The sequence below is a fragment of the Kitasatospora sp. NPDC094016 genome, assembly GCF_040304045.1.
Taxonomy (GTDB): Bacteria; Actinomycetota; Actinomycetes; order Streptomycetales; family Streptomycetaceae; genus Kitasatospora.
On the sequence record NZ_JBEOUK010000042.1, the window covers coordinates 30,707 to 53,416 of the forward strand.

The following is a 22,710-nucleotide window of genomic DNA, read 5'->3' on the forward strand; positions in this document are numbered from 1 at the left end:
CCGCCGAACGGGAGCGGCGGCGCGGGGCTGAGCGACTCAGGGGGCTCTGGGCTCAGGGGGTGTCGTCGAGGCGCAGCCGGGCGCTGACCTCGCCGAGGCTTTCGGCGAGCACGGCCAGTTGCTCGCGGGTGAGCACGTCGATCAGCAGCTCGCGGACCAGGGCGACGTGCCCGGGTGCGGCCTGCCGCAGCGATTCCCGCCCCTGGTCGGTGAGTTCGGCGATGACGCCGCGCACGTCGCTGGGACAGGAGCGGCGGGCGACCAGGCCCATCCGCTCCAGCTGGGTGACCTGGTAGGTGAGGCCGCTCTTGGAGGTGACCAGCTTGTCGGCGAGTTCGGTCATCCGCAGCGCGTGGGCCGGGGCGGCGGAGAGGTGTACCAGGATCTCGTACTGCTGGTGCGAGAGACCGGAGTCCTCCTTGAGCTGGCGCTCCAGGCGGCGGTTGAGCAGGTTGCTCGCGACGACGAAGCCCCGCCAGGCGGCCATCTCGTCCTGGTCCAGCCAGCGGGGTTCGTTCAGTGTGGACATGTGGTGAAGCCTACTCCTGTTGTTCAAATTCGAACGAAGGTGTACGGTCAGCGAGTAGAGGTTCAAATTTGAACTACTCTGCTGAGCCACCCGTCCCGTTCGACCCAGGAGGAGGACGCCATGAGCACCGCGGCCCCCGAGCGTATGCCCGCCCTGTACCTCTCGCACGGCGCGCCGCCGCTCGCCGACGACCCGGTCTGGCCCGGTGAACTGGCCGCCTGGTCCGCCGACCTGCCCCGGCCCAAGGCCGTCCTGATGGTCTCCGCCCACTGGGAGGAGGCACCGCTCGCCCTCGGCGCCGTCACCACCGTGCCGCTGGTGTACGACTTCTGGGGCTTCCCCGAGCACTACTACCAGGTCCAGTACGCCGCCCCCGGCGCACCGGCGCTCGCCGACCGCGTCCGCAAGCTGCTGCGCGCCCCCGGCGCGCCCGTCCAGGACATCCCCGACCGCGGCCTCGACCACGGCGCGTACGTCCCGCTGGTGGAGATGTTCCCGGAGGCCGACATCCCCGTCCTCCAGATCTCCATGCCCACGCTCGACCCGCAGCGGCTGCTGGAGATCGGCCGCCGGCTCGCCCCGCTGCGCGACGAGGGCGTGCTGATCGTCGGCAGCGGCTTCTTCACCCACAACCTGCGGGCGCTCAGCAACGACGGCCGGATCAGCTCGGTGATGGCCGAGTTCGACGACTGGGGCCGACGCGCCCTGGACGCCCACGACCTGGACGCGCTGCTCGACTTCGAGCGCAAGGCCCCCGCCGGGCGGCTCGCCCACCCGCGCACCGAGCACTTCGCCCCGCTGTTCGTCACCCTCGGCGCCGGCGAGGCCGACCTCGGCAGCCAGCGCAGCGTCATCGACGGGTTCTGGATGGGGCTCGCCAAGCGGTCGATCCAGCTGGGCTGACCGGGCTCGCCGTAACTGAGAGTCACAGCGCGCAGCAGGTGAAGCGCTCGCCGATGTGCTCGGGCTGCTCGGCCTCGTCGACCAGAGCGACCGCGTAGTCCGGCACCGAGATCCGGCTGCGCCCGGCAGCATCGGTGAGCAGTTGCTCCAAGCCCGTCCGGTAGCGGCCGGTCCGCTCCCCCGGGCCGATCTCGGCGGCCGGGCTGAGCACCGTCCAGCGGACGTCGGAGACCGCCCGGTAGAAGTCCAGTGCCTCGCCGTGCGCGTGCATGATCTCCAGCACCGGCTCCGGCAGCCCCGGCGTGTCCCAGACCCGCACCCCCGGCGCGGTCTCCAGGCTGCCGGCGCCGCCGACCGCGACCAGCCGGGGCGCCGAGCCGCCGAGCGAGCGCAGGCCCTCCACCAGCGAACGGGCCGCCGGCTCGATCAGCGCCAGGTGGCCCGGGCCGTCCCCGCCACCGACCGCGCTCACCAGGACGTCCTGGCCGGCCGCCACCCGGGCCACCTGGGCCGGGTCCAGGACGTCCGCGCGTTCGACGAAGGCTGCCTCACCCCGGTAGTGGTCCGGGTCGCGGACCACCGCGGTGACTTCGTGCCCGCGCGCGGCCGCCTCCGCGACGATGGCGCTGCCGATAGCGCCGTTGGCGCCGATCACGGCGATCCTGGCCATGGGGTACCTGCCTGTCTCTCGGGGGGCGGGGTCGGGGAAGGTCGCCGCGACGTGACATCAGCCAGGTTCGATTATCGGACGGTTCCACTGCGACGGCTCGCGACGTCGGCCTGTCGTGTGACGGGTGCACCGGGTGGGGTGAACCGAACGGCCGCCAGGTCCTCGTGGACTCGGCGGCCGGTCGTTCAGACAGTCATTCAGGCGGTGACTCAGGCGTTGGCTCAGGCGTTGGCTCAGGCGTTGCCGGTGGCGACGTGCTCGGCCTGGCTGCGCTCGACGCACAGCTCGTTGCCCTCGGGGTCCCCCAGAGTGACCCACCCCTTGCCGTCCGGGGTGCGGTGGTCGCCGAGCACCGTCGCGCCCAGCGCGACCAGGCGCTCCACCTCCTCGTCCCGGCTGCGGTCCTGCGGCTGGAGGTCGAGGTGGACCCGGTTCTTCACCGACTTGCCGTCGGGCACCCGGATGAACAGCAGCGAGGCGCCCGCGGACTCCACCACCGCCTCCTCGTCACCCGGGTTGTCGTCCTCGCCCAGGGTGCCGTCCAGCGCCTGGGCCCAGAACTGCGCGAGGCCGTGCGGGTCGGCGCAGTCGATCGTCACGTGTCGTACCAGAGATCCCATCCGGCTACTCTGACCTGCCGTGTTCGGCCCCGTCCAGCCTTTTTCTGGCGTGCCGGTGGCCGTCCATCGGGAACTCCGGCGGCAAGGCCGTCAGCACCTCCTGGAAGGCGTAGCCGCTCTTCTCCGCGACCCGGCAGGAGGCCGGGTTGTCCACCTGGTGCAGCAGGTCGATCCGGACCAGGCCGTCGTCGGCGAGCGCCTCGAAGGCCCAGGCGGTGAGCGCCGTCACCGCGCGGGGAGCCACCCCCCGGCCGCGGGCGGCGGCCGCCGTCCAGTAGCCCACCTCGGCCGCCTCCCCGCCCGGGGTGCCGCGCTTGAGCGCGACGTTGCCGAGCAGTTCGCCCGTGCCGGGCTCCAGCACCGCGAAACTGTACCGGCGACCCTCCGCCCGGCCCCGGTACTGCAGCCCGAGCCAGTGCGCGGCCTCCTCGGCGTTCCCCACCGGGATGCGGGTGAAGCGGCGCAGCGTCTCGTCCCGGTACGCCGCTATCAGGGCCGGTGCGTCCGCGTCCTCGAAGGGGCGCAGCAGCAGGCCCTCGGCCGTCGGGTGCGCGGTGGCGGGGGCGGTCACCGCAGCCCCCCGGTCTCGTGGACGGTGCCCGGTCGTTCGTCGCTCATGGTGCTTCTCCCCGTGGGTGTACGGCCGTTCGCTGCGATCTTCCTAGCAGGTGGCCGACCGGCCGGGCGGCTCGGGTCGGCTCGGGTCGGCTCGGGGATTCCCTCCCGCAGGTGACACCCCCGATCGGGGGTGTCCGGCGGGCGGCCGGGAGAGGACAGTGGGCGCATGCAGATTCCACTCTCCGTGATGGACTTCCTCGACCGGGCCGAGCTGGTCTACGGCGACCGGGTCGGCATCGTCGACGAGCCGGTGCAGCCGGCCGAATCCTGGGGCGAGCTGAGCTACCGCCGGGTCGCCGAACTGGCCCGGGCGCAGGCGGCCGGGCTGGACCGGCTGGGCGTCGGGCCGGGCGAGCGGGTCGCCGTCGTGTCGCACAACTCGGCCCGGCTGCTGACCTCCCTGTTCGGGGTGAGCGGGCACGGGCGGGTGCTGGTCCCGGTGAACTTCCGGCTGAAGGCCGAGGAGGTGGCGTACATCGTCGAGCAGAGCGGCGCGTCCGTACTGCTGGTCGACCCCGAACTCGCCGACGCGCTGGACGGGGTGGTGGCCAAGCACAAGTTCGTGCTCGGCGCGGACAGCGACGCGCTGCTGCACGACTTCGACCGCGCCCCCCGGCGGTACGAGATCGCCGAGAACGACACCGCCACGATCAACTACACCAGCGGAACCACCGCCCGCCCCAAGGGCGTTCAGCTCACCCACCGCAACATCTGGCTGAACGCCGTACTGATGGGCCTGCACTACGGCGCCGGTGACCGGGACGTCTACCTGCACACCCTGCCGATGTTCCACGCCAACGGCTGGGGCCTGCCGTTCGCCCTCACCGGACTCGGCGCCCGGCACATCGTGCTGCGCAAGGTGGACGGCGCGGAGATCCTGCGCCGGGTCGAGCGGCACGGGGTGACCTTCCTCAGCGGCGCGCCCGCCGTGGTCCAGATGGTGCTGGACGCGGCCGCCGAGTGGGACGGCCCGGTGCCGGGCCGGGACCGGGTGCGGATCGTGGTGGCCGGCGCGCCGCCGCCGACCTCGGTGGTGCAGCAGGTCGAGTCCGAGCTGGGCTGGGAGTTCATGCAGCTCTACGGCCTGACCGAGACCTCCCCGGTGGTCACGGTCAACCGCTCGCGCGCCGAGTGGGACGCCCTGCCCGCCGCCGAACGGGCCGAGAAGCTGGTGCAGGCGGGCGCCCCGGCGCTCGGCACCCGGCTGCGGGTCGACGCCTCCGGCGAGGTCCTGGTGCGCTCCAACACCGTGCTGGACGGCTACTGGCAGCAGCCCACGGCCACCGCCGACGCCCTGCGGGACGGCTGGTTCCACACCGGCGACGGCGGCGTCCTCGGCGAGGACGGCCAACTGACCATCTCGGACCGGAAGAAGGACGTCATCATCAGCGGCGGGGAGAACGTCTCCTCGATCGAGGTGGAGGACTGCCTGTACGGCCACCCGGCGGTCGCCGAGGCCGCGGTGATCGGAGTGCCGCACGAGAAGTGGGGCGAGACCGTCAAGGCGCTGGTGGTCCTCCGGGAGGGCCACGAGCCCGTCACCGAGGCCGAGTTGATCGCGCACTGCAAGCAGCGGCTGGCCGGCTACAAGTCGCCCACCTCGGTGGAGTTCCGGGCGGCCCTGCCGCGGACCGCCACCGGGAAGCTGCAGAAGTTCCGGCTGCGCGAACCGTACTGGACGGGGCGGGAGCGGCAGGTCGGCTGAGTCGCGCCCACTGGCCCCGACCGGGCGCGCTCACCGCTCGACCGGGCACGTTCACCGCTCGACCGGGCACGTTCACCGGTCGACCAGGCCGGACTCGCGTGCCGCCAGGGCGAGTTCGGTGCGGTTGCGGACACCGAGCTTGTGCATCGCGGACTTCAGGTAGCCCGTCACGGTGTTGCAGGTGAGGCCCAGCCGGGCGGCGATCTCCGGATTGGTCCGGCCGGTCGCCGCCCAGCGCAGCACCTCGTGCTCGCGCGGCGTCAACGGCCTTACGGGGGCGGCCCGTCGGGGCGGCGCGGACCGCCAGGCGGCCGCCCCGGCCAGGGCCCGGGTCGCGGTCGCGGCCAGTTCGCCGACGGCGGCGATCCGCACGTCCCCGAACGGGACGACGGCGCGCAGCGACGCGTACACCACGCCGTACACGGTGTCGCCGTGCAGCAGCGGCACGGTGAGCATCGCGTACAGGTCCTCGGCGCTGACGGCGGCGTCGTGGTCGTGCGAGATCGTGGTGGCGGCACGGTAGTCGGGCACCCAGCTGGGCGCCCGCTCGGCCAGCGCCCGCCCGCCCAGGCCGGTGCCGGTCGGGACGGCCCGGTCGTGCAGCAGGTCGGCCCGGGTGCCGGCCCAGTGGCGCAGCACCATGCCCGCGTCGTGGCCCCGGGGCCCGGACGGCGGCTGCGGCACGCCGACCAGTCCGACGTCGGCCCCGCACTCGGCCACCACCCGCCGCGCGAGGTCGCCGAGCACGGCGTCGCGCACCAACTCGGCGGCGCGGGCGGCGAGCCCGGGATCGTCCGAGTGCGCCGGGGTGGTGAGGGTGTCCGCGGCCCCGGGGCCCGTCTTCGCCCTTGTCATCGCGAGATTGTCACACGCGGCACGGCCGCTGGCGAGAGTGCTGACGCGGGTGTTCCCTGCGGCTTCGACGGAGTGGCGGGCACGGCGGCCGGGCCGGGCGTAGGGTGCGGCCGTGGCCTACCGGCGGGTAACGCGCCGGACCCGGAAGGACGGAAACCGATGACGGACCCGAACACCCCGACGACGCCCGCGGCGGACGTCCTGACCGCGCTGCTGCACGACCTGCGGGCCGAGAGCGCGGCGCTGGACGCCCTGGTGGCCGGGCTGGACCCGGCCGGCTGGGCACGCCCGACGCCCGCCGAGGGCTGGACGATCGCGCACCAGATCGCCCACCTGGCCTGGACCGACGACTGGACGGCGCTGGCCGCGCGCGACGCGGACGGCTTCGCCGCCACGGTCGACGAGCGCTTCGGCACGCTGCCGGCCGCCGGCGTCGACCCGGTGGACGAGGGCGCGGCCAGCGGTGCGGCCGCCGCGCCCGCGGACCTGCTCGCCCGCTGGCGCGCCGGCCGGGAGGAGGTCTCGGCCGCACTGGCCGCCACCCCGGCCGGCACCCGGCTGCCGTGGTTCGGCCCGCCGATGAAGCCCGCCTCGATGGCCACCGCCCGGCTGATGGAGACCTGGGCGCACGGCCAGGACGTCGCCGACGCGCTCGGCGCCGCCCGCGAGCCCACCGCCCGGCTGCGGCACATCGCCCACCTGGGGCTGCGCACCCTCGGCTTCGCGTTCACCCTGCACGGGCTGCCCGCCCCCGACTCGCCCGTCCGGCTCGAACTGACCGCGCCCGACGGCGGCCTGTGGACCTTCGGGCCGGACGGCGCCACCGACCGGGTGACCGGACCGGCCCTGGACTTCTGCCTCCTGGTGACCCAGCGCCGCCACCGCGACGACCTCGCCCTCACCGCCACCGGCCCCACCGCGACCGCCTGGCTCCCCATCGCCCAGGTCTTCGCCGGCGCCCCGGGCAAGGGGCGGCCGCCCGCCTGAGCCGACCGGGTCGCCATGTGCGGCGGTGCGGACGGCAGGCCTGGAGGCCACCCCCCTGCCCCGCTCAGATTCCGATCCGCAGCGGGGTGAGCCGGGTGGCGATCAGGTTGGTGGCGCCGCGGTCGCGCTCGATGCGGCCGTGGACCAGCAGGCCGGCCCGGTCGAGGGCGGTGCGGCGCTGGGACTCCCAGACCGGGCGGTTGCAGACCACGTTGATCAGGCCGGTCTCGTCCTCCAGGCTGAGGAAGAGCACCCCGCCGGCCGTCGGCGGCCGCTGCCGGTGGGTGACCAGGCCGCCGACCACCACCTCCGATCCCGGTGCCGCGTCCGGGAGTTCGGCGGCGGACAGGGCGCCGCCGCGCTCCAGGCGGGCGCGCAGGTGCTGGAGCGGGTGGCTGGTGGCGGAGGTTCCGGTGGCCCACAGGTCGGCGATGGTCTCCTCGACCGGGCTCATGCCGGGCAGCGGCGGCGCCTCCGTCCCGGGGGTGGTCCCCGGGATCAGTGCGGCCGAGATCCCGGCGAACGCCCCGGCCGCCCAAAGTGCCTGACGTCGCGTCAGCCCGAAACAGCCGAAGGCGCCCGCCGTCGCCAGCGCCTCCAACGCCGGCGCGGGCAGACCGGTGCGGCGCGCGAAGTCCTCCAGGTCGGCGTACGGCTGTCCGGCCGCGATCGCCGCGGCCTGCGGGGCGCCGATGCCGCGCACCGTCTCCAGGCCCAGCCGGATCGCCGGCTGCGGGCGGCCCGCGGTCAGCGGCGGCTCCGGCGTCGGCCCCCGGTGCGGCTCCAGGGTGGGGCGCGGCGCGCTGGCGTTGACGTCCACCCCGCGCACCCGCACGCCGTGCCGCCGGGCGTCCGCGACCAGGCTCAGCGGCGAGTAGAAGCCCATCGGCTGGTTGGCCAGCAGGGCGCAGGTGAAGGCCGCCGGGAAGTGGTATTTGAGCCAGGCGCTGGCGTACACCAGGTAGGCGAAGCTGATCGCGTGGCTCTCCGGGAAGCCGTAGTTGGAGAACGCTTCGATCTTGCCGTAGACGTCCTCGGCGACCTCCTCGGGGATGCCGCGCTCGGCCATCCCGCCGAGCAGCCGCTCGCGCAGCCGGGCGACCCGCTCGTGCGAGCGCTTGGCGCCCATCGCCTGCCGCAGCCGGTCCGCCTCGGCGGGCGTGAACCCGGCGCAGTCGATGGCGAGTTGCATCATCTGCTCCTGGAACAGCGGCACCCCGAGGGTCTTGCCGAGCGCGTTCTCCATCAGCGGGTGCGGGCAGCCGGCCGGTTCGGCGCCCGCCCGGCGGCGCAGGTACGGGTGGACGGAGCCGCCCTGGATCGGGCCGGGCCGGATCAGCGCGACCTCGACCACCAGGTCGTAGAAGTGGTCCGGCTTGAGCCGGGGCAGCGTCGCCATCTGGGCCCGCGACTCGACCTGGAACACGCCGACGGTGTCCGCCCGGCGCAGCATCGCGTACACGCCCGCGTCGCCGTCCGGGATGGTGGCCAGGTCGTAGCGCAGGCCGTGGTGCTCGGCGACCAGGTCGCAGGCGTCGTGCAGCGCGGCGAGCATGCCGAGGCCGAGCAGGTCGATCTTCACCAGCCCGGCGCCGGCCGTGGACTCCTTGTCCCACTGCAGCACCGAGCGCCCGGGCATCCGGGCCCACTCGGTCGGGCAGATCTCGCCGATCGGCTCCCTGGTGAGCACCATGCCGCCCGAGTGGATGCCCAGGTGGCGTGGCAGGCCGTGGAGTTGGCCGGCGAGCGAGAGCACGTCGGCGGGGATCACGGCGTCCGCGCCGGGCGCGGAGCGGAAGTCGGTCTGCCGGCTGAACGCGTCCACCTGGCCCTGCGGGTAGCCGAGCACCCTGGCCGCGTCGCGGATCGCCAGCCGGGGCCGGTAGGTGATCACGTTGGCGACCTGCGCGGCGTGCTCGCGGCCGTAGCGGCGGTAGACGTACTGGATGACCTCCTCGCGGCGGCGGTTCTCGATGTCCAGGTCGATGTCGGGCGGCCCGTCCCGGGCGGTGGACAGAAAGCGTTCGAACAGCAGCTTGTAGTGGACCGGGTCGACGGCGGTGATCCCCAGGGCGTAGCAGACCGCCGAGTTGGCGGCCGAGCCGCGGCCCTGGCACCAGATGTCCTGGCTCCGGCAGAAGTCGACGATGTCGTGCACGATCAGGAAGTAGCCGGCCAGGTCGAGGTCCTCGATGACGTCCAGTTCCAGGGCGAGCTGGCGTCGGGCGGCCGCGTTGCCGGGCCCGAAGCGGGCCGGGCCGTCGGCGGCGACCAGGGCGCGCAGGTGGCTGATCTCGCTCTCGCCCTCCGGGACGGGGAAGCCCGGGAGCTCCGGGTCCAGCCTGGTGAAGTCGAAGGCGCAGGAACGGCCGAGTTCGGCGGTGGCCCGCCGCACCCCCGGGAAGCGGGCCAGCCGGGCGGCCATCTCCCGGCCGGAGCGCAGGTGCGCGGTGCCCGCGGCCCGCGTCCAGCCGACCGCGTCCTGGAGGGTGCGGCGCCCGTGCAGCGCGGCCAGGCTCTGCGCCAGCCGGCCCTGGGCCGGGCCGGCGTGGTGGGCGTTGGTGGAGGCGACCACCGGGAGGCCCTGCTCGGCGGCGAGCGCGGCGAGGGCGTCATTGCGCCGGTCGTCGCCGGGAAGCCACTGGTCGATCAGCTCCACGTGGACATTGCCGCGGCCGAACGCCTCGGTCAGGGTGTGGAGTTGGTGCCCTGCCGTGCCGTCGTCGAGTTTCGCCGGGACGCGGCCGAGGCGGCAGCCGGTGAGCACCGCCCAGTGCCCGTCGTGCGCCCCGGCCAGCGCCGCGAGGTCGTACGACGGGCGGCCCTTCGCGCCGCCGGCCAGGTGGGCGGCGGCGATCGCGGCGGACAGCCGGCGGTAGCCGGCCGGGTCGCGGGCCAGGACCAGCAAGTGTTCCACCCCTGAGCTGTTGTGACGGATCGTCAGCTCGGCGCCGAACGCGGTGGCCACGCCCGTCCCCCGGGCCGCCTCGGCCAGCCGGACCGCGCCGTACAGGCCGTCGTGGTCGGTGATCGCCAGCGTCTCCACGCCCAGCCGGGCCGCCTCGGCGACCAGGTCCTCCGGGTCGCTGGCGCCGTCGAGGAAGCTGAAGGCGGAGTGGACGTGCAGTTCGGCCCAGGGCTCGCCGCCGTCGACGGGGGCTCCGGCGGCGGGGGCTCCAGGGGTTCCGGGGGCTCCGGGGGCGGGCTCCTGCCGGGCGGGGCGGCGCAGGGGGACGACCGTACGGTCCGGCGCGGCGCCGGTCAGGCGGCGGTGCAGCTCGCTCCAGGGGAGCGTGGGGTGGCTGGTGAAGCCCATCGGGGGTCGCCTTCGTTCTCGCGGTTCGTCACCTCTTCCCCCCTCGGACCCCCTCGGTTCCCTCCTCGGGCCGGCGGCCGTCAGTCGTAGCCGGCCTCCAGGTACCACGCACCCCCCTCCACCGTGAGCAGCAGCGCCCGGCCACCGCCCAGCACGACCTGGAACCGGGCCCGGCGGCGGGCGAGCGACTGGTCCCACCAGTACTCGACCGCCGGCCAGGGGCCGGTCCAGCCGTCCACCCGCTCCTGTCGCTCCTGTCGCCCCTGCTGCCCCTGCTTCTCACGACCCGGCCGGCCCTCGTGGAACACCACCAGGGCCGGCCGGGCCGACACCCCCGCCCGGCCGTCCACCGTGACCGGCAGCCCGGCCTCGTCCAGCACCCGCACCGGCACCGGCTCCCGCAGCACCACCGCCGGCCACACGTCCGGCAGCCGCCCGGGCCAGGGCGCGTCGGCCGCCCCCGCCGCCTCGTACGGCTCGCCCCACGGCACCCTGACCGCCTGCTCGCCCGGACCGCGCCCGCCGGCCGGCTCGATCCGGCGCAGCCCGGCATGCCCGAGCACCGCCTGCACCCGGGCCACCGCGCGCTCCACCCGGTCGTCCGCGACCGCCTGGCCCCACAGCGCCAACTGGCGGCCCTGGTCCGGGGAGAGGCCGTCGGGGGCCAGCCGGAGCAGGGCGAACCCGGCGTCGGGCGCCTCCCCGGACGCGGCGAACGTGCCCGCGCCCTGCCAGGCCTGGAGCTGCCAGCGGACCCGCTCGGCCAGCGCCGTCGCGGACAGCCCGCCCTCGTGCCGCCACAGCCGCGAGGCCGTCCGCCCGTCCGCGCAGGCCACCTCGACGGCCACCCGGCGGCAGGTCAGCCCGGCCCCGGCCAGCCGCTGGTGCAGCTGCTCGGCCAGCGCGCGGGCGACGAACACCAGCGGCTCCGCCAGCGGCTCGGGCGGGTCGAAGCGCTGCTCGACGGCGAGGTCCGGCGCCTGGTCGCGCGGCACCAGCGGGCGCGGTTGCAAGCCCCGGGCCAGCCGGTGCGCCACCGCCCCGGCCGGGCCGAAGCGGTCCGCGACCGCCTCGGGCGGCAGCGCGGCGAACGCCCCGACGGTCGGCAGGCCGAGCCGCCCCAGCACCTCCGCCAGCGCCTCGTCGCCGAGCACGCCCACCGGGTACGGCGCGAGGAACTCCGCCGTCCGCCCGGCCGGCACCAGCACTCCGGCGCGGGCGGCGAGCACGGCGGCGAACAGGCCGTCGGCGACGCCGACCTGGGCGGGCGGGGGCAGGGGGTGCTCCGTCGCGGCAGGGGTGGCGTCCGTACCGGGCGCGGCGACCGCGCCGGGGGCGGCGTCCGGGACCGGCTCCCGCGCCAGCGCGTCCGCCACCGCCGTCCGGACCTTGGCCGCCAGCGCCTCCTCGCCGCCGAAGTAGCGGCCCGGCCCCTTCACCGGGATCGCGCACAGGCCCGGACGGACCACCTCCACCCGGGGCGTGAACGCCTCCACCGCCGCGACCACCGGCTCGAAGCGGCCGGTCTCCGCCTCCGGGTCGCGGTCGCGCAGTTCCAGCGCCGGGCAGAGCCGCTGGGCCAGCTTGAGCCGCTGCCCCTGCCGCACCCCGGCCGCCCGGGCACCCGCCGAGCAGGCGAGGATCCGCCCGCCCTCGGTCACCGCCACCGGGTCGTCGCCGGTGACGGCCGCCACCGGCCAGTCCGGGCACCAGACCACCAGCACCCGCGGTGTCCTGTCGTCCGCCATCGCTCACACCACCGCCACCCGTTCGAGCGGCTGCTCGACGGTCCCGGGCCGCTCCGGCACTGGACGCTCCCAGGCCGGTCCGTCCAGGAGCGGCCGTACCGCGCCGTGCTCGTCCGGCAGCCAGAGCCGGGCGGTCCGCCCGCGCACCGCCGAACCGCGCCCCTCGGCCACCACCTCCACCTGCCGCCCGGCGAGCTGCCCGTAACCGTCCCCCAGCCCGAACCAGCGCCCGGACCGCACCCCGAGCCGCAGGGCCGCCCCCGGCCACGGCCCGGCCACCAGCAGCACGCAGCCGCTGCGCCGCAGCACCGCCGCCAGCCGGGTGGCCAGCTTCGGCGGCACCGGGCCGTCCGGGCGCAGCATGACCAGTTCGACCGCACCGGCCAGCACCGACACCACCTCGGCCCAGTGCGGCCCCGGGTCGTCCGCGACCAGCAGCCGCCGCAGGTCCAGCCCGTACCCCTCGGCCGCGGCCAGCCCCAGGTCCGGCAGCCCGACGGCCGCCGCCCAGCCGCCCTCGGTCTCCTTCACCCCGGCCGCCAGCGCCAGCAGCAGCCCGGTGTCCCCGCCCGCCACCGACACCGCCGTCCCCCGCCGCAGCCCGCCGTCCGGCAGCACCTCCCGCAGCGCCGGCACCACCGGCACCACGCCCCGCCCGGCCCGCCCTTCCGCCGGCACGGCAGCCGACGCCACCGGCCGGAGCGCCGGTCGCTCGGCAATGGAATCGAAAGCAGGTTCGAAAACGGACACAACCCCAGGATCGAACATTCGTTCGCAAAGATTCAAGTCCACACCCTCCCCACCCCACCCGTCACACTCCGTAGTTCCCCCTTGCCAACCCCTGGGGTGCCCGGAAAACGGTGGACAGGTCGGACGCGATCAACACCGCCCCCGGCGACGCGGCCTGGTGGCAGGCCCACCACGCCCGCGTGGAGCGGGCCGCCCGGGAGGCCGACGGGCTCGTCTGACCGGCCCGGTACGACTGAAGCCCTGCGGTGGCTTGCCGCCGCTGGTGTCGGATGGGGCGGCTAGGGTCTGGGGGCAAGGGTCGGGGTGGCGGAGGGCGGGGGACGTGGGGGACGCGGGGTGTGCGCGGGTGGCGGCGGACGGGTTGCCGAGCGGGGTGGTGCATCCGGGGAGCCGGGAGTTCCTGATCCGGGAGGGGCTGCCGCTCTCGGGGGCGTTCCTGGACTTCGGGGTGCTCGGCGGCGGGGCGTTGGCGGCGCTGCCGGAGGCGGAGCGGCTGTTCGTCCTGGGTGAGACGGAGTACTGCGCGCCGTTCGCCGCGGCCGGCGGCCTGGTGCTGCTCGACGGAACGACCGGCGAGGTGTTCCTCGGCGAACCGGGCCCGCGGCGGGACCTGCTGGCCTCCGGTCTGCCCGCGCTGGCCGGGCTGATGCGGGAGGTGGAGGCCGTCGCCGAGGCGGCCCGGCGGGCGGACGCGCTGGACGGGCGGCGCGGCCCCGCGGCGGTCGCCGAGGTGACGGCCGGGGCCGAACGGCGGATGCGGGAGATCGACCCCGGGCTGTTCGGGCGGTCCGCGACACCGCCCGCCCACTGGGGCACGGCGCTGCTCGTGCGAACACTGGGCTGGGGCGCGCTGCCGGGCGGTCCGGGCGGTCCGGCGTACGAGGTCGGCCCGGAGCTGGTGGCGGAGCTCGCCGCGCTGACGGGCGAGGAGGACGGCGCGGGCCTGGTGCACCGCTACCGGGCGCAGGAACTGCCCGCCGGGCTGGTGCACGAGCCGACCCGGCGGCTGCTGACCGAGATCGGGCTGCCGCTGGGCGGGGCGATGTTCGGGGTCTGCGAGGAGCCGCTGGTCACGATGGCGGAGGCGTACCCGGAGTACTTCGACGGCGAGGAGGAGCGCCCGTACCAGCGGGAGTTCCTGGCGCTCGGGGACTGGCCGACGGATCTGACGATCGCCCTGGACGGTGTCACCGGCCGCCTGGAACTGCCGGACTGGTACGACGACGGCCAGCCGGAGGCCTACCTCAACCGCGACCTGTCCGCCCTGCTGTACGCGCTGTGGACGTACGGGCGGCTGCGCGCCGAGTGGGAGCGCTGGGACTGCGGGCGGGGCCGGGACACCTGGGCGGTGTTCGACCCGCAGTCGCTGCTGAGCACCGTGGTGGACCGGCTCGTCGAGGCCGTCGACCCGGAGGCGTTCGCCTCGCCCGGGTGCTCGTGGCGGCTGCTCGCCGAGGACGCGCACATGGGCGGCCTGCTCGGGTGATCACGGGGCGCCCCGGACGGTGCGCCGGTACGCTGCCCCGGTGACGAACATCCGTACGGCGACCGGGCGACGGCGGGCGGTGCTGCTCACCTTCGGCGCCGTCCTGTCCCTCGCGGCGGCGGGCTCGCTGTACGGGCTGCTGTACGTGCGCTCACTGGACTTCGGCGAGCGCTGCGAGCAGGGCCTGGTACCCGGCGGCGGACGCCTGCTGGAGACGGGCGCGTCCTGGCTGCCGCCGGACGCCTGGTGCCGGTTCGAGGACGGGAGCATGTCCACCACGCCGTTCTGGGCGCTGCTGCTGTTCTACGCCCTGCTGACCCTGGCCGTCTGGTCGGTGACCGCGCTGCTGCGGATCTACCGTCCGCGCCCGCACCTGGGGCTGGACTGGCAGCCGGGGCACGGGCCGGGCTGGTAGGTCTCAGGACTGTCGGGGCTGGGCGGGGAGTTGGGCGGGGACCTGCGCGGCAGTCCCTCGACCGGTTCCAACCCCGGGGCGGTCTCGGGGGCTTGAAGCTGCCGCAGCGTCAGCTTCTACCGTCGTGACCAGGGCCGGAGGAACCGGCCCTGGTCCAAGCGAACGTGAACGAGGGAGACGGCGCATGGCAGCGGCCTGGCCGATCGCGGAAGTCGTCCGGATGTCGGGCGTGACCGCCCGGACTCTGCGGCACTACGACGAGATCGGGCTGCTGCCCCCGGCCTGGATCGGCTCCAACGGCCACCGCTACTACGAGGAGCGGCAGTTGCTCCAGCTGCAACAGATCCTCGTACTGCGGGCGCTGGGGGTCGGGCTGACCGGGATCGCCCGGATCCTGGGCGACCAGGTGGACGAGCTGGAGGCCCTGCGGGACCACCGGCACCGGCTGCTCGCCGAGCGCGACCGGCTGGACACCCTGGCCGCCACCGTCTCCCGCACGATCGCCGACCTGGAACGTTCCCGAGAGGACGGCACACCCATGACCAGCATCAACCGACCGGAGAACCTGTTCGAGGGCATCCAGCCCGGCGACGTCGAGGAGAGCCTGCGGGACTTCCCCGAGCACGCCGAGGCGGCGCGGCGCGCCACCGCCGCGATGAGCCAGGCCGACGTCGAGGCCGGGCAGCGCGAGCGGACGGCACGGATGATCCGCCTGGCGGAGCTGCTGGCGGCCGGCCACCCGGCGGACGCCGAGCCCGTGCAGAACCACATCGACGCCGAGTACCAGGCGCTCAGCGCGCTCCGGACGGTCTCCGTCGAGGAGTTCCGCGCGATCGCGCGCTCCTGCACGGAGAACGCCCAGTGGAGCGCCGCGTACGAGGCCATCACCCCGGGCCTGGCCGCGTACCAGCGGGCCGCCCTGGAGGCGTACGCGGCGGCGCGGCTGGCCTGAGTAACCGGCGGGGCGGGGCGGGCCTTCCCTCCCGCCCCGCCCCGCCGTCACCCCTTTCCACCCCCTGAAGGGCCACCGCCAAGTGAGAGGCCGCCCTCCGCCGCAAGGGGCTCGCCCGCTCCAGTCAAGGTCATCTACGCTGGTGACGTGCTCATCCTTGTTCGCCGTCGCCACGTGGACCTGCTCCGCGTGACAAGCATGTCCTGTCGACGCTCCAGCTGAACCTCGCGCCACCCACCCTCAAGGGCAGCCTCCACCCGGCCGCCTCCACCTCCCGGCTCCCGGAGCACCCGCCGCACCAGGCGGCCGCTCCGGCCATCCCCCGGTCGATCACCGGGACCGGCCGGGACGAGACCAGCGGATGTCACACATGTCGCAGCAGTACACCCCCATATCCGACTCCCTCCCGGTGATCGACCTCTCGCTCGCCGACGGCGGCCCGGACGACCGCCGCCGGCTGCACGACGAACTCCGTGCCGCGGCCACCGGCGTCGGGTTCTTCCAGCTCGTCGGCCACGGCATCACCCCACAGGAGACGGCCGCGCTCACCGACGCGATGCGCGCCTTCTTCGCCCTCCCCGAGGCCGACCGGCTCGCCGTGAGCAACCTCAACTCCCCCCACTACCGCGGCTACACCCGCACCGGCGACGAGCGCACCGGCGGCAGCCAGGACTGGCGCGACCAGCTGGACATCGGCGCCGAGCTGCCCCCGCACGTCCCCGGCACCGGCGAGCCCCCGTACTGGTGGCTGGAGGGCCCCAACCAGTGGCCCGCGGCGCTCCCCGAGCTGCGCACCGCCGCGCTCGGCTGGATCGACCACCTCAGCGACACCGCCCGCCGGCTGCTGCACGAGCTCCTCACCGCGATCGGCGCCCGCCCCGACTTCTACGACGAGGCCTTCGCCGGCCACCCCCACCTGCGGCTCAAGCTGGTCCGCTACCCCGGCACCGCTCCGGACGGCGCCGGCCAGGGCGTCGGCGCCCACAAGGACTACGGCTTCATCACGCTGCTGCTCCAGGACACCGTCGGCGGCCTCCAGGTGGAGCGCCCGGACGGCACCTTCCTGGAGGTCCCGCCGATGCCGGGCGCCTTCGTCGTCAACCTCGGCGAACTGCTGGAGGTGGCCACCGACGGCTACCTCAAGGCCACCAACCACCGTGTGGTCAGCCCGGTCGGCGCCCGCGAGCGCTTCTCCGTCCCGTTCTTCTACAACCCCCGTCTCGACGCCCACATCGAGCCGCTGGACTTCCCGCTCGCCCGGCACGCCCCCGGCGCCACCGAGGATCCGGACAACCCGCTGTTCGCCGAGTTCGGCCTCAACGAGTGGAAGGGCTACACGAGGGCCCATCCCGAGGTCACCCGCCGCCACCACGCCGACCTGGCCGACGCCGCCGCCCGGTAGCCGCACGCCGCGGCGGCCGGGACCAGTCACGCCGCAGCGCAGGAGCAGTACCGGTCAGAGCACGCTCCGGCCGGAACCGGCGCCGCCAGAGGCACCAGCACCCCGAGTCCGCCCCCGCCGCTCCCCAGCGGCGGGGGCGGACTCACGTGCGCGGCAAGCCTCCGCCGGTGGGGCAGCCTGTGGACCAGGGGGACGGGCACTGTCACACTATTGCTGTCACAGTGGAAGTGTGCCAGTGCAGGAGGCGGCAGATGGGGGAGCTCGGGGCCGTGGGAGACGGGGGCGGTGTGCGGCTGACGGTCGACGAACTGGCGGCGCGGGCCGGGGTGACGGTCCGGACGGTGCGGTTCTACGGGACGAAGGGCCTGCTGCCGCCGCCGGAGTTGGGGCCGCGCCGGGTCGGGCTGTACGGGGCGACGCACCTGGACCGGCTGGAGCTGATCGAGGAGTTGCAGCGTCAGGGGCTGACGTTGGCCGCGATCGAGCGGTACCTGGCCCGGCTGCCGGAGGACAGCACGCCGCTGGACCTGGCGATCCACCGGGCGCTGGTGGCGTCCTGGACGCCCGAGGCGGCGGAGGAACTGGGCCGGGCCCAGTTGGAGCGGCGGGCCGGCCGGGGGCTGTCGGAGGAACAGGTGGAACGCCTGGTCGCGATGGGGGCGTTGGAGCGGACGGCCGATCCGGAGCTGTTCCGGGTGGATCCGGGCCTGCTGCCGCTGGGGGTGCGGATCCTGGACGTGCCGATCCCGCTGGAGACGCTGCTGGCCGCGCGGGCGGTGGTGCTGGAGCACAGCCGGGCGACGGCCCGGGAGTTGCAGCGGCTGTTCCGGGAGACGGTGTGGCGGCCCTACCGGGAGAGCGAGCCGGCGCCGGACGAGCTGGCCCGGATGAGGGCGCTGACGGACCACATCCAACCGATGGTGGCGCAGGCACTGGTCACGGCGTTCCAGCGCTCGCTGCGGGAGGAACTCGGCGAGGAGCTGCGGGAGGACCCGACGGGGAGCTGAGCGGGGACCTGGGCGGGGACCTGGGCGGGGAACCTCGGGAGGAGCCGGGTGGGGAACCGCGGGAGGAACCGGGTGGGGCCGTCCGGCACCCGGCCCCACCCGCTCGGGACTGACGGTCAGTCGGTGAAGGTGCGCCCCTCCGCCGCGATCCGCTCCAGCAGCGCCGGCGGCGCGAACCGTTCGCCGTAGGCGGCGGCGAGTTCGCGGGCGCGGGCCGCGAAGCCGGCCGGGCCGCCCTCGTACCCGTTGATGTACTGGAACACGCCGCCCGTCCAGGCCGGGAAGCCGATGCCCAGGATGGAGCCCACGTTGGCGTCGGCGACCGAGGTCAGCACGCCCTCCTCCAGGCAGCGCACCGAGTCCAGCGCCTCGCTGAACAGCATCCGCTCCTTGAGGTCCTCGAAGGGGAGGTCCTCAAAGGGACCGTCCGCGGCCGGCTCGCCGAAGTGCTCGCGCAGCCCCGGCCAGAGCCGCCCGCGCTTGCCGTCCTCGCCGTACTCGTAGAAGCCGGCGCCGCCGCTGCGCCCGGGGCGGCCGAACTCGTCGACCATCCGGTCGACCACCGCGTCGGCCGGGTGGGGCGTCCAGCCGCCGCCGGCGGCCTCGACCGCGCGCCGGTACTCGTCGCGGATCTTGCGCGGCAGGGTGAGGGTGAGCTCGTCCATCAGCGAGAGCACCTTGGCCGGGTAGCCGGCCTGGGCGGCGGCCTGCTCGATGCTGGCCGGGGGGACGCCCTCGCCGACCATGGCGACGCCCTCGTTGAGGAACTGGCCGATGACCCGCGAGGTGAAGAAGCCCCGCGAGTCGTTGACCACGATCGGGGTCCGGTCGATCTGCCGGACCAGGTCGAAGGCACGGGCGAGGGCCTCGTCGCCGGTCTGCGGGCCGCGGATGATCTCGACCAGGCGCATCTTGTCGACCGGGGAGAAGAAGTGCAGCCCGATGAAGTCCGCGGTGCGCTCGACTCCTTCGGCGAGCAGCCCGATCGGCAGGGTGGAGGTGTTGGAGCAGAGCAGCGCGTCGGGGGCGAGGACGCCCTCGACCTCCTGGAACACCTTGTGCTTGAGCTCGGTGTTCTCGAAGACGGCCTCGATCACCGCGTCGCAGCCGGCGAGGTCCGCGGCCTCGGCGGTGGGGGTGATCCGGGCGAGCAGCGCGTCCTTCTTCGCCTCGGTGGAGCGGCCGCGGGCGATCGCCTTGTCCAGCAGCCCGGCGGAGTAGGCCTTGCCGCGTTCGGCGGCGGCCAGGCTCACGTCCTTGAGCACGACCTCGATGCCCGCCTTGGCGCAGGTGTAGGCGATGCCCGCGCCCATCATCCCGGCGCCGAGCACGGCGACCTTGCGGACGAGTCGCTTCTCGACGCCCTGGGGGCGGCCGGCGCCGGAGTTGACCGCCTGGAGGTCGAAGAACAGCGCCTGGATCATGTTCTTGCTGGTCTGTCCGCAGGCGAGCTCGGTGAAGTAGCGGGTCTCGATCGCCATCGCGGTGTCGATGTCGACCTGGGCGCTCTCCACGGCGGCGGCCAGGATGTTGCGCGGGGCCGGGTAGGGCGCGCCGTTCAGTTGCTTGCGCAGGTTGGCCGGGAAGGCGGGCAGGTTGGCGGCGAACGCCGGGGTCGCGGGGGTGCCGCCGGGGATCTTGTGGCCCTTGACGTCCCAGGGCTGGACGGCGGTCGGGTTGGCCTCGATCCAGGCCCGCGCCCGGGCGGTCAACTCCTCCGGGGTGGCGACGAGTTCGTGGACCAGCCCGTGCTCCAGGGCCTGCGCCGGGCGGTACTGGCGGCCCTCCAGGAGGAACTTCAGCAGGGCGTCGGTGATGCCGAACAGCCGCACCGTGCGGACCACTCCGCCGCCGCCCGGCAGCAGGCCGAGGGTGACCTCGGGCAGGCCGAGCCGGCTGGCCGGGTTGTCCAGGGCGATCCGGTGGTGGCAGGCGAGGGCGATCTCCAGGCCGCCGCCGAGCGCGCTGCCGTTGACGGCCGCGACGACCGGCTTGCCGAGGGTCTCCAGCCTGCGCAGCGCGCGCTTGATCCGCTGGGACTTCTCGAAGACGGCGGCGGCGTCCTCGGGGCGGGCGGCGGAGAGCAGCCGGAGGTCTCCCCCGGCGAAGAAGGTCTTCTTCCCGGAGGTGACGACGACGCCGCGCAGCCCGTCGGCGGCGGCGAGGCCGGCCAGCCGGTCGACGACGGCGTCGAGGTCGGCGGTGAAGGCCTCGTTCATGGTGTTGACGGACTGGGTCGGGTCGTCGAGGACGAGGGTGACCACGCCGTCCTGGTCCTGCTCCCAGCGGATGGTGGTGGTGTCGCTCATGAGTTCAGGGTCTCCGAGGGGATCCGAGGGACAGTGGGTCAGATGCGCTCGACGATGGTGGCGACGCCCATGCCGCCGCCCACGCACAGGGTGATCAGGCCGTAGCGCAGGTCGCGCCGCTCCAACTCGTCGATCACGGTGCCGAGCAGCATCGCGCCGGTGGCGCCGAGCGGGTGGCCGAGGGCGATCGCGCCGCCGTTGACGTTGACCTGCTCGGGCCGGAAGCCCAGTTCGCGGATGAAGCGCAGGGCGACCGCCGCGAAGGCCTCGTTGATCTCGACCAGGTCGATGTCGGCGGCGGTGAGCCCGGCCTTGGCGAGCGCCTTGCGGGTGGCCGGGGCGGGGCCGGTGAGCATGATGGTGGGCTCGGAGCCGGAGACGGCGGCGGAGACGATCCGGGCGCGCGGGCGCAGCCCGTACCGCTCGCCGATCTCCCGGCTGCCGATGGCGACGAGCGCGGCGCCGTCGACGATGCCGGAGGAGTTGCCGGCGTGGTGGACGTGGTCGATGGCCTCCACCCAGTGGTACTTCTGCAGGGCGACGGCGTCGAAGCCGCCGGCCTCGCCGATGCCGGCGAAGGAGGGCTTGAGGCCGGCCAGGGTCTCGACGGTGGTGCCGGGGCGGATGAACTCGTCGCGCTCCAGCACGACCAGGCCGTTGCGGTCGCGGACCGGGACCACCGAGCGGTCGAACAGGCCGTCCGCCTGCGCCTTGGCGGCGCGGGCCTGGGATTCGGCGGCGAAGGCGTCCACGTCGGTGCGGGAGAAGCCCTCGATGGTGGCGATCAGGTCGGCGCCGATGCCCTGCGGGACGAAGTTGGTCTCGTACGCGGTCATCGGGTCCGCGAACCAGGCGCCGCCGTCGGAGGCCATCTTGACCCGGGACATCGACTCGACGCCGCCGGCCAGGACGAGGTCCTCCCAGCCCGAACGGACCTTGGCGGCGGCCAGGTTGACGGCCTCCAGGCCGGAGGCGCAGAAGCGGTTCTCCTGGACGCCGGCCACCGTGTCGGGCAGGCCGGCCGCGATGGCCGCGATCCGGGCGATGTCGGAGCCCTGGTCGCCGACCGGGCTGACCACGCCGAGCACGATGTCGTCGATCGCCGCCGGGTCCAACTCGGGGTGCCGGTTGCGCAGTTCGTGGATCAGGCCGACGACGAGGTCGATCGGCTTGGTGCCGTGCAGCGAGCCGGTGGCCTTGCCCCGGCCGCGCGGGGTGCGGATCGCGTCGTAGACGTACGCTTCGGTGGTCACGGTCAAACGCCTTTCGGGGCAGGGGGTTTCGCGGGAGGTCTCAGCCGAGGACGGACCGGCCGACGATCTCCTTCATGATCTCGGTGGTGCCGCCGTAGATGGTCTGGATCCGGCCGTCGGTGAACGCCCGGGCGACCGGGAACTCGCTCATGTACCCGTAGCCGCCGTGCAGTTGGAGGCAGCGGTCGGCGGTGCGCTTCTGCAGTTCGGTGGCCCACCACTTGGCCATCGAGGCGTCCACCGGGGTGAGCGCGTAGCGGTTGTGCTCGGTGATGCAGCGGTCGACGAAGGCCCGGGTGACGGCGCACTCGGTGGCGAGTTCGGCGATCTCGAAGCGCACGTGCTGGAGCTTGGCCAGCGGGCGGCCGAAGGCCTCGCGCTGCTTGACGTAGTCGGTGGTGATCTCGACCAGGTACTCGGCGCCGGCGATCGCCGCGGCCGCGATGGTCAGCCGCTCCTGGGCGAGGTTCTGCATCAGGTGGACGAAGCCGCCGTTGAGCTCGCCGAGCAGGTTCGCCTTCGGCACCCGGACGTCCTCGAAGAACAACTCGGCGGTGTCCTGGGCCTTCTGGCCGATCTTGTCCAGGTTGCGGCCGTGCTCGAAGCCGGGCGTGCCGCGCTCGACCACCAGCAGGCTCAGCCCGTGCGCGCCGCCCTCGGGGGTGGTGCGGGCGACCACGACCACCAGGTCGGCGAGGATGCCGTTGGAGATGAAGGTCTTGGCGCCGTTGAGCAGGTAGTGGTCGCCCCGGTCGACGGCCTGGGTGCGGATGCCCTGGAGGTCGGAGCCGGTGCCGGGCTCGGTCATCGCGATCGCGGTGATCAGCTCGCCGCTGCAGAAGCCGGGCAGCCAGCGGCGCTTCTGCTCCTCGGTGGCGAGCGAGGTGAGGTAGGGGCCGATGATGTCGTTGTGCAGGCCGACGGCCAGCCCGGAGGCGCCGGCCCGGGCGAACTCCTCGGCCAGCACGGCGGCGTAGCGGAAGTCCGGGGCGCCCCCGCCGCCGTACTCCTCGGGGACGGCCATCCCGAGCAGGCCCTGGCGGCCGGCCGCCAGCCAGGCGGAGCGGTCGACGATGCCGGCCTTCTCCCAGCGGTCGTAGTGCGGCAGCACCTCCTTGGCGAGGAAGGCCCGCACAGCGGCCCGGAAGTCCTCGTGCTGCTCGGTGAAGATCTCGCGCTGCAACG

General features: G+C 74.5%; 19 protein-coding genes. 8 read left to right on the top strand and 11 right to left on the bottom strand.

What is annotated here, in order from left to right; all coding sequences use genetic code 11:
* Window positions 1-52 precede the first annotated feature (52 nt).
* Entirely contained in the window at window positions 53-520 is a 468-nt protein-coding gene (locus tag ABT015_RS29765; protein WP_063350998.1) for a MarR family winged helix-turn-helix transcriptional regulator, read from the bottom strand.
* Window positions 521-649: 129 nt separating this feature from the next.
* Here ABT015_RS29765 and ABT015_RS29770 point away from each other — a divergent pair, with 129 nt between their 5' ends.
* The gene (locus tag ABT015_RS29770) at window positions 650-1,432 is read left to right on the top strand and encodes a dioxygenase family protein (RefSeq protein WP_350884510.1); all 783 of its coding nucleotides are present in this window, start codon (window positions 650-652) and stop codon (window positions 1,430-1,432) included.
* 22 nt (window positions 1,433-1,454) lie between these two features.
* On the opposite strand, the gene ABT015_RS29775 is transcribed toward ABT015_RS29770, so the two are convergent.
* The 3 genes from ABT015_RS29775 to ABT015_RS29785 all read right to left on the bottom strand — a co-directional run bounded on the left by ABT015_RS29775 (window position 1,455) and on the right by ABT015_RS29785 (window position 3,293).
* Window positions 1,455-2,102 carry an NAD(P)-dependent oxidoreductase gene (locus ABT015_RS29775; RefSeq protein ID WP_350884512.1) on the bottom strand — a complete coding sequence of 216 codons (648 nt, stop codon included), beginning with the start codon at window positions 2,100-2,102 and terminating at the stop codon, window positions 1,455-1,457.
* Window positions 2,103-2,335: 233 nt separating this feature from the next.
* Complete coding sequence (locus tag ABT015_RS29780; RefSeq protein WP_350884514.1) at window positions 2,336-2,722, bottom strand: VOC family protein; 387 nt, start codon at window positions 2,720-2,722, stop codon at window positions 2,336-2,338.
* Window positions 2,723-2,726: 4 nt separating this feature from the next.
* On the bottom strand, window positions 2,727-3,293 hold the full coding sequence (locus ABT015_RS29785) for a GNAT family N-acetyltransferase (protein ID WP_350884516.1): 567 nt from the start codon (window positions 3,291-3,293) through the stop codon (window positions 2,727-2,729).
* A gap of 213 nt (window positions 3,294-3,506) precedes the next feature.
* On the opposite strand from ABT015_RS29785, the gene ABT015_RS29790 reads away from it, so the two are divergent.
* Window positions 3,507-5,045 carry an AMP-binding protein gene (locus ABT015_RS29790; RefSeq protein WP_350884518.1) on the top strand — a complete coding sequence of 513 codons (1,539 nt, stop codon included), beginning with the start codon at window positions 3,507-3,509 and terminating at the stop codon, window positions 5,043-5,045.
* A 72-nt stretch (window positions 5,046-5,117) separates the two neighbouring features.
* Here ABT015_RS29790 and ABT015_RS29795 read toward each other — a convergent pair whose 3' ends face one another.
* Window positions 5,118-5,900: a helix-turn-helix transcriptional regulator gene (locus ABT015_RS29795; RefSeq protein WP_350884520.1), complete on the bottom strand. Its 783-nt coding sequence runs from the start codon at window positions 5,898-5,900 to the stop codon at window positions 5,118-5,120.
* Between the two features lie 159 nt (window positions 5,901-6,059).
* Between ABT015_RS29795 and ABT015_RS29800 the strand changes: the two genes are divergently transcribed.
* Complete coding sequence (locus ABT015_RS29800) at window positions 6,060-6,887, top strand: TIGR03084 family metal-binding protein (RefSeq protein WP_350884522.1); 828 nt, start codon at window positions 6,060-6,062, stop codon at window positions 6,885-6,887.
* Window positions 6,888-6,951: 64 nt separating this feature from the next.
* Here ABT015_RS29800 and ABT015_RS29805 read toward each other — a convergent pair whose 3' ends face one another.
* The 3 genes from ABT015_RS29805 to imuA' all read right to left on the bottom strand — a co-directional run bounded on the left by ABT015_RS29805 (window position 6,952) and on the right by imuA' (window position 12,644).
* Window positions 6,952-10,203 (bottom strand): error-prone DNA polymerase, encoded by a 3,252-nt coding sequence (locus tag ABT015_RS29805; protein WP_350884524.1) that lies wholly within the window; start codon window positions 10,201-10,203, stop codon window positions 6,952-6,954.
* A gap of 80 nt (window positions 10,204-10,283) precedes the next feature.
* The gene (locus ABT015_RS29810) at window positions 10,284-11,951 is read right to left on the bottom strand and encodes a DNA polymerase Y family protein (protein WP_350884526.1); all 1,668 of its coding nucleotides are present in this window, start codon (window positions 11,949-11,951) and stop codon (window positions 10,284-10,286) included.
* 3 nt (window positions 11,952-11,954) lie between these two features.
* The gene (imuA', locus tag ABT015_RS29815) at window positions 11,955-12,644 is read right to left on the bottom strand and encodes a DnaE2-dependent mutagenesis accessory factor ImuA' (protein WP_350884528.1); all 690 of its coding nucleotides are present in this window, start codon (window positions 12,642-12,644) and stop codon (window positions 11,955-11,957) included.
* 319 nt (window positions 12,645-12,963) lie between these two features.
* On the opposite strand from imuA', the gene ABT015_RS29820 reads away from it, so the two are divergent.
* From ABT015_RS29820 to ABT015_RS29840, 5 genes are all read left to right on the top strand, one after another.
* Window positions 12,964-14,187 carry an SUKH-4 family immunity protein gene (locus ABT015_RS29820; RefSeq protein ID WP_502897432.1) on the top strand — a complete coding sequence of 408 codons (1,224 nt, stop codon included), beginning with the start codon at window positions 12,964-12,966 and terminating at the stop codon, window positions 14,185-14,187.
* A 40-nt stretch (window positions 14,188-14,227) separates the two neighbouring features.
* Window positions 14,228-14,602 (top strand): hypothetical protein, encoded by a 375-nt coding sequence (locus ABT015_RS29825; RefSeq protein WP_350884532.1) that lies wholly within the window; start codon window positions 14,228-14,230, stop codon window positions 14,600-14,602.
* A gap of 184 nt (window positions 14,603-14,786) precedes the next feature.
* Entirely contained in the window at window positions 14,787-15,554 is a 768-nt protein-coding gene (locus ABT015_RS29830; RefSeq protein ID WP_350884534.1) for a MerR family transcriptional regulator, read from the top strand.
* 370 nt (window positions 15,555-15,924) lie between these two features.
* Window positions 15,925-16,956, top strand: a complete 1,032-nt coding sequence (locus ABT015_RS29835) for an isopenicillin N synthase family dioxygenase (RefSeq protein ID WP_402454408.1) — start codon at window positions 15,925-15,927, stop codon at window positions 16,954-16,956.
* Window positions 16,957-17,207: 251 nt separating this feature from the next.
* Window positions 17,208-17,963, top strand: a complete 756-nt coding sequence (locus ABT015_RS29840; protein WP_350884538.1) for a MerR family transcriptional regulator — start codon at window positions 17,208-17,210, stop codon at window positions 17,961-17,963.
* 116 nt (window positions 17,964-18,079) lie between these two features.
* Here ABT015_RS29840 and ABT015_RS29845 read toward each other — a convergent pair whose 3' ends face one another.
* From ABT015_RS29845 to ABT015_RS29855, 3 genes are read right to left on the bottom strand one after another with little or no spacing between them, the layout of a single operon-like run.
* The gene (locus ABT015_RS29845) at window positions 18,080-20,272 is read right to left on the bottom strand and encodes a 3-hydroxyacyl-CoA dehydrogenase NAD-binding domain-containing protein (protein WP_350884540.1); all 2,193 of its coding nucleotides are present in this window, start codon (window positions 20,270-20,272) and stop codon (window positions 18,080-18,082) included.
* A gap of 38 nt (window positions 20,273-20,310) precedes the next feature.
* A complete protein-coding gene (locus tag ABT015_RS29850) occupies window positions 20,311-21,525 on the bottom strand; it encodes an acetyl-CoA C-acetyltransferase (protein ID WP_350884542.1) in 1,215 nt (404 codons plus the stop codon).
* A 40-nt stretch (window positions 21,526-21,565) separates the two neighbouring features.
* Entirely contained in the window at window positions 21,566-22,708 is a 1,143-nt protein-coding gene (locus ABT015_RS29855; protein WP_350884544.1) for an acyl-CoA dehydrogenase family protein, read from the bottom strand.
* Window positions 22,709-22,710: the final 2 nt, after the last annotated feature.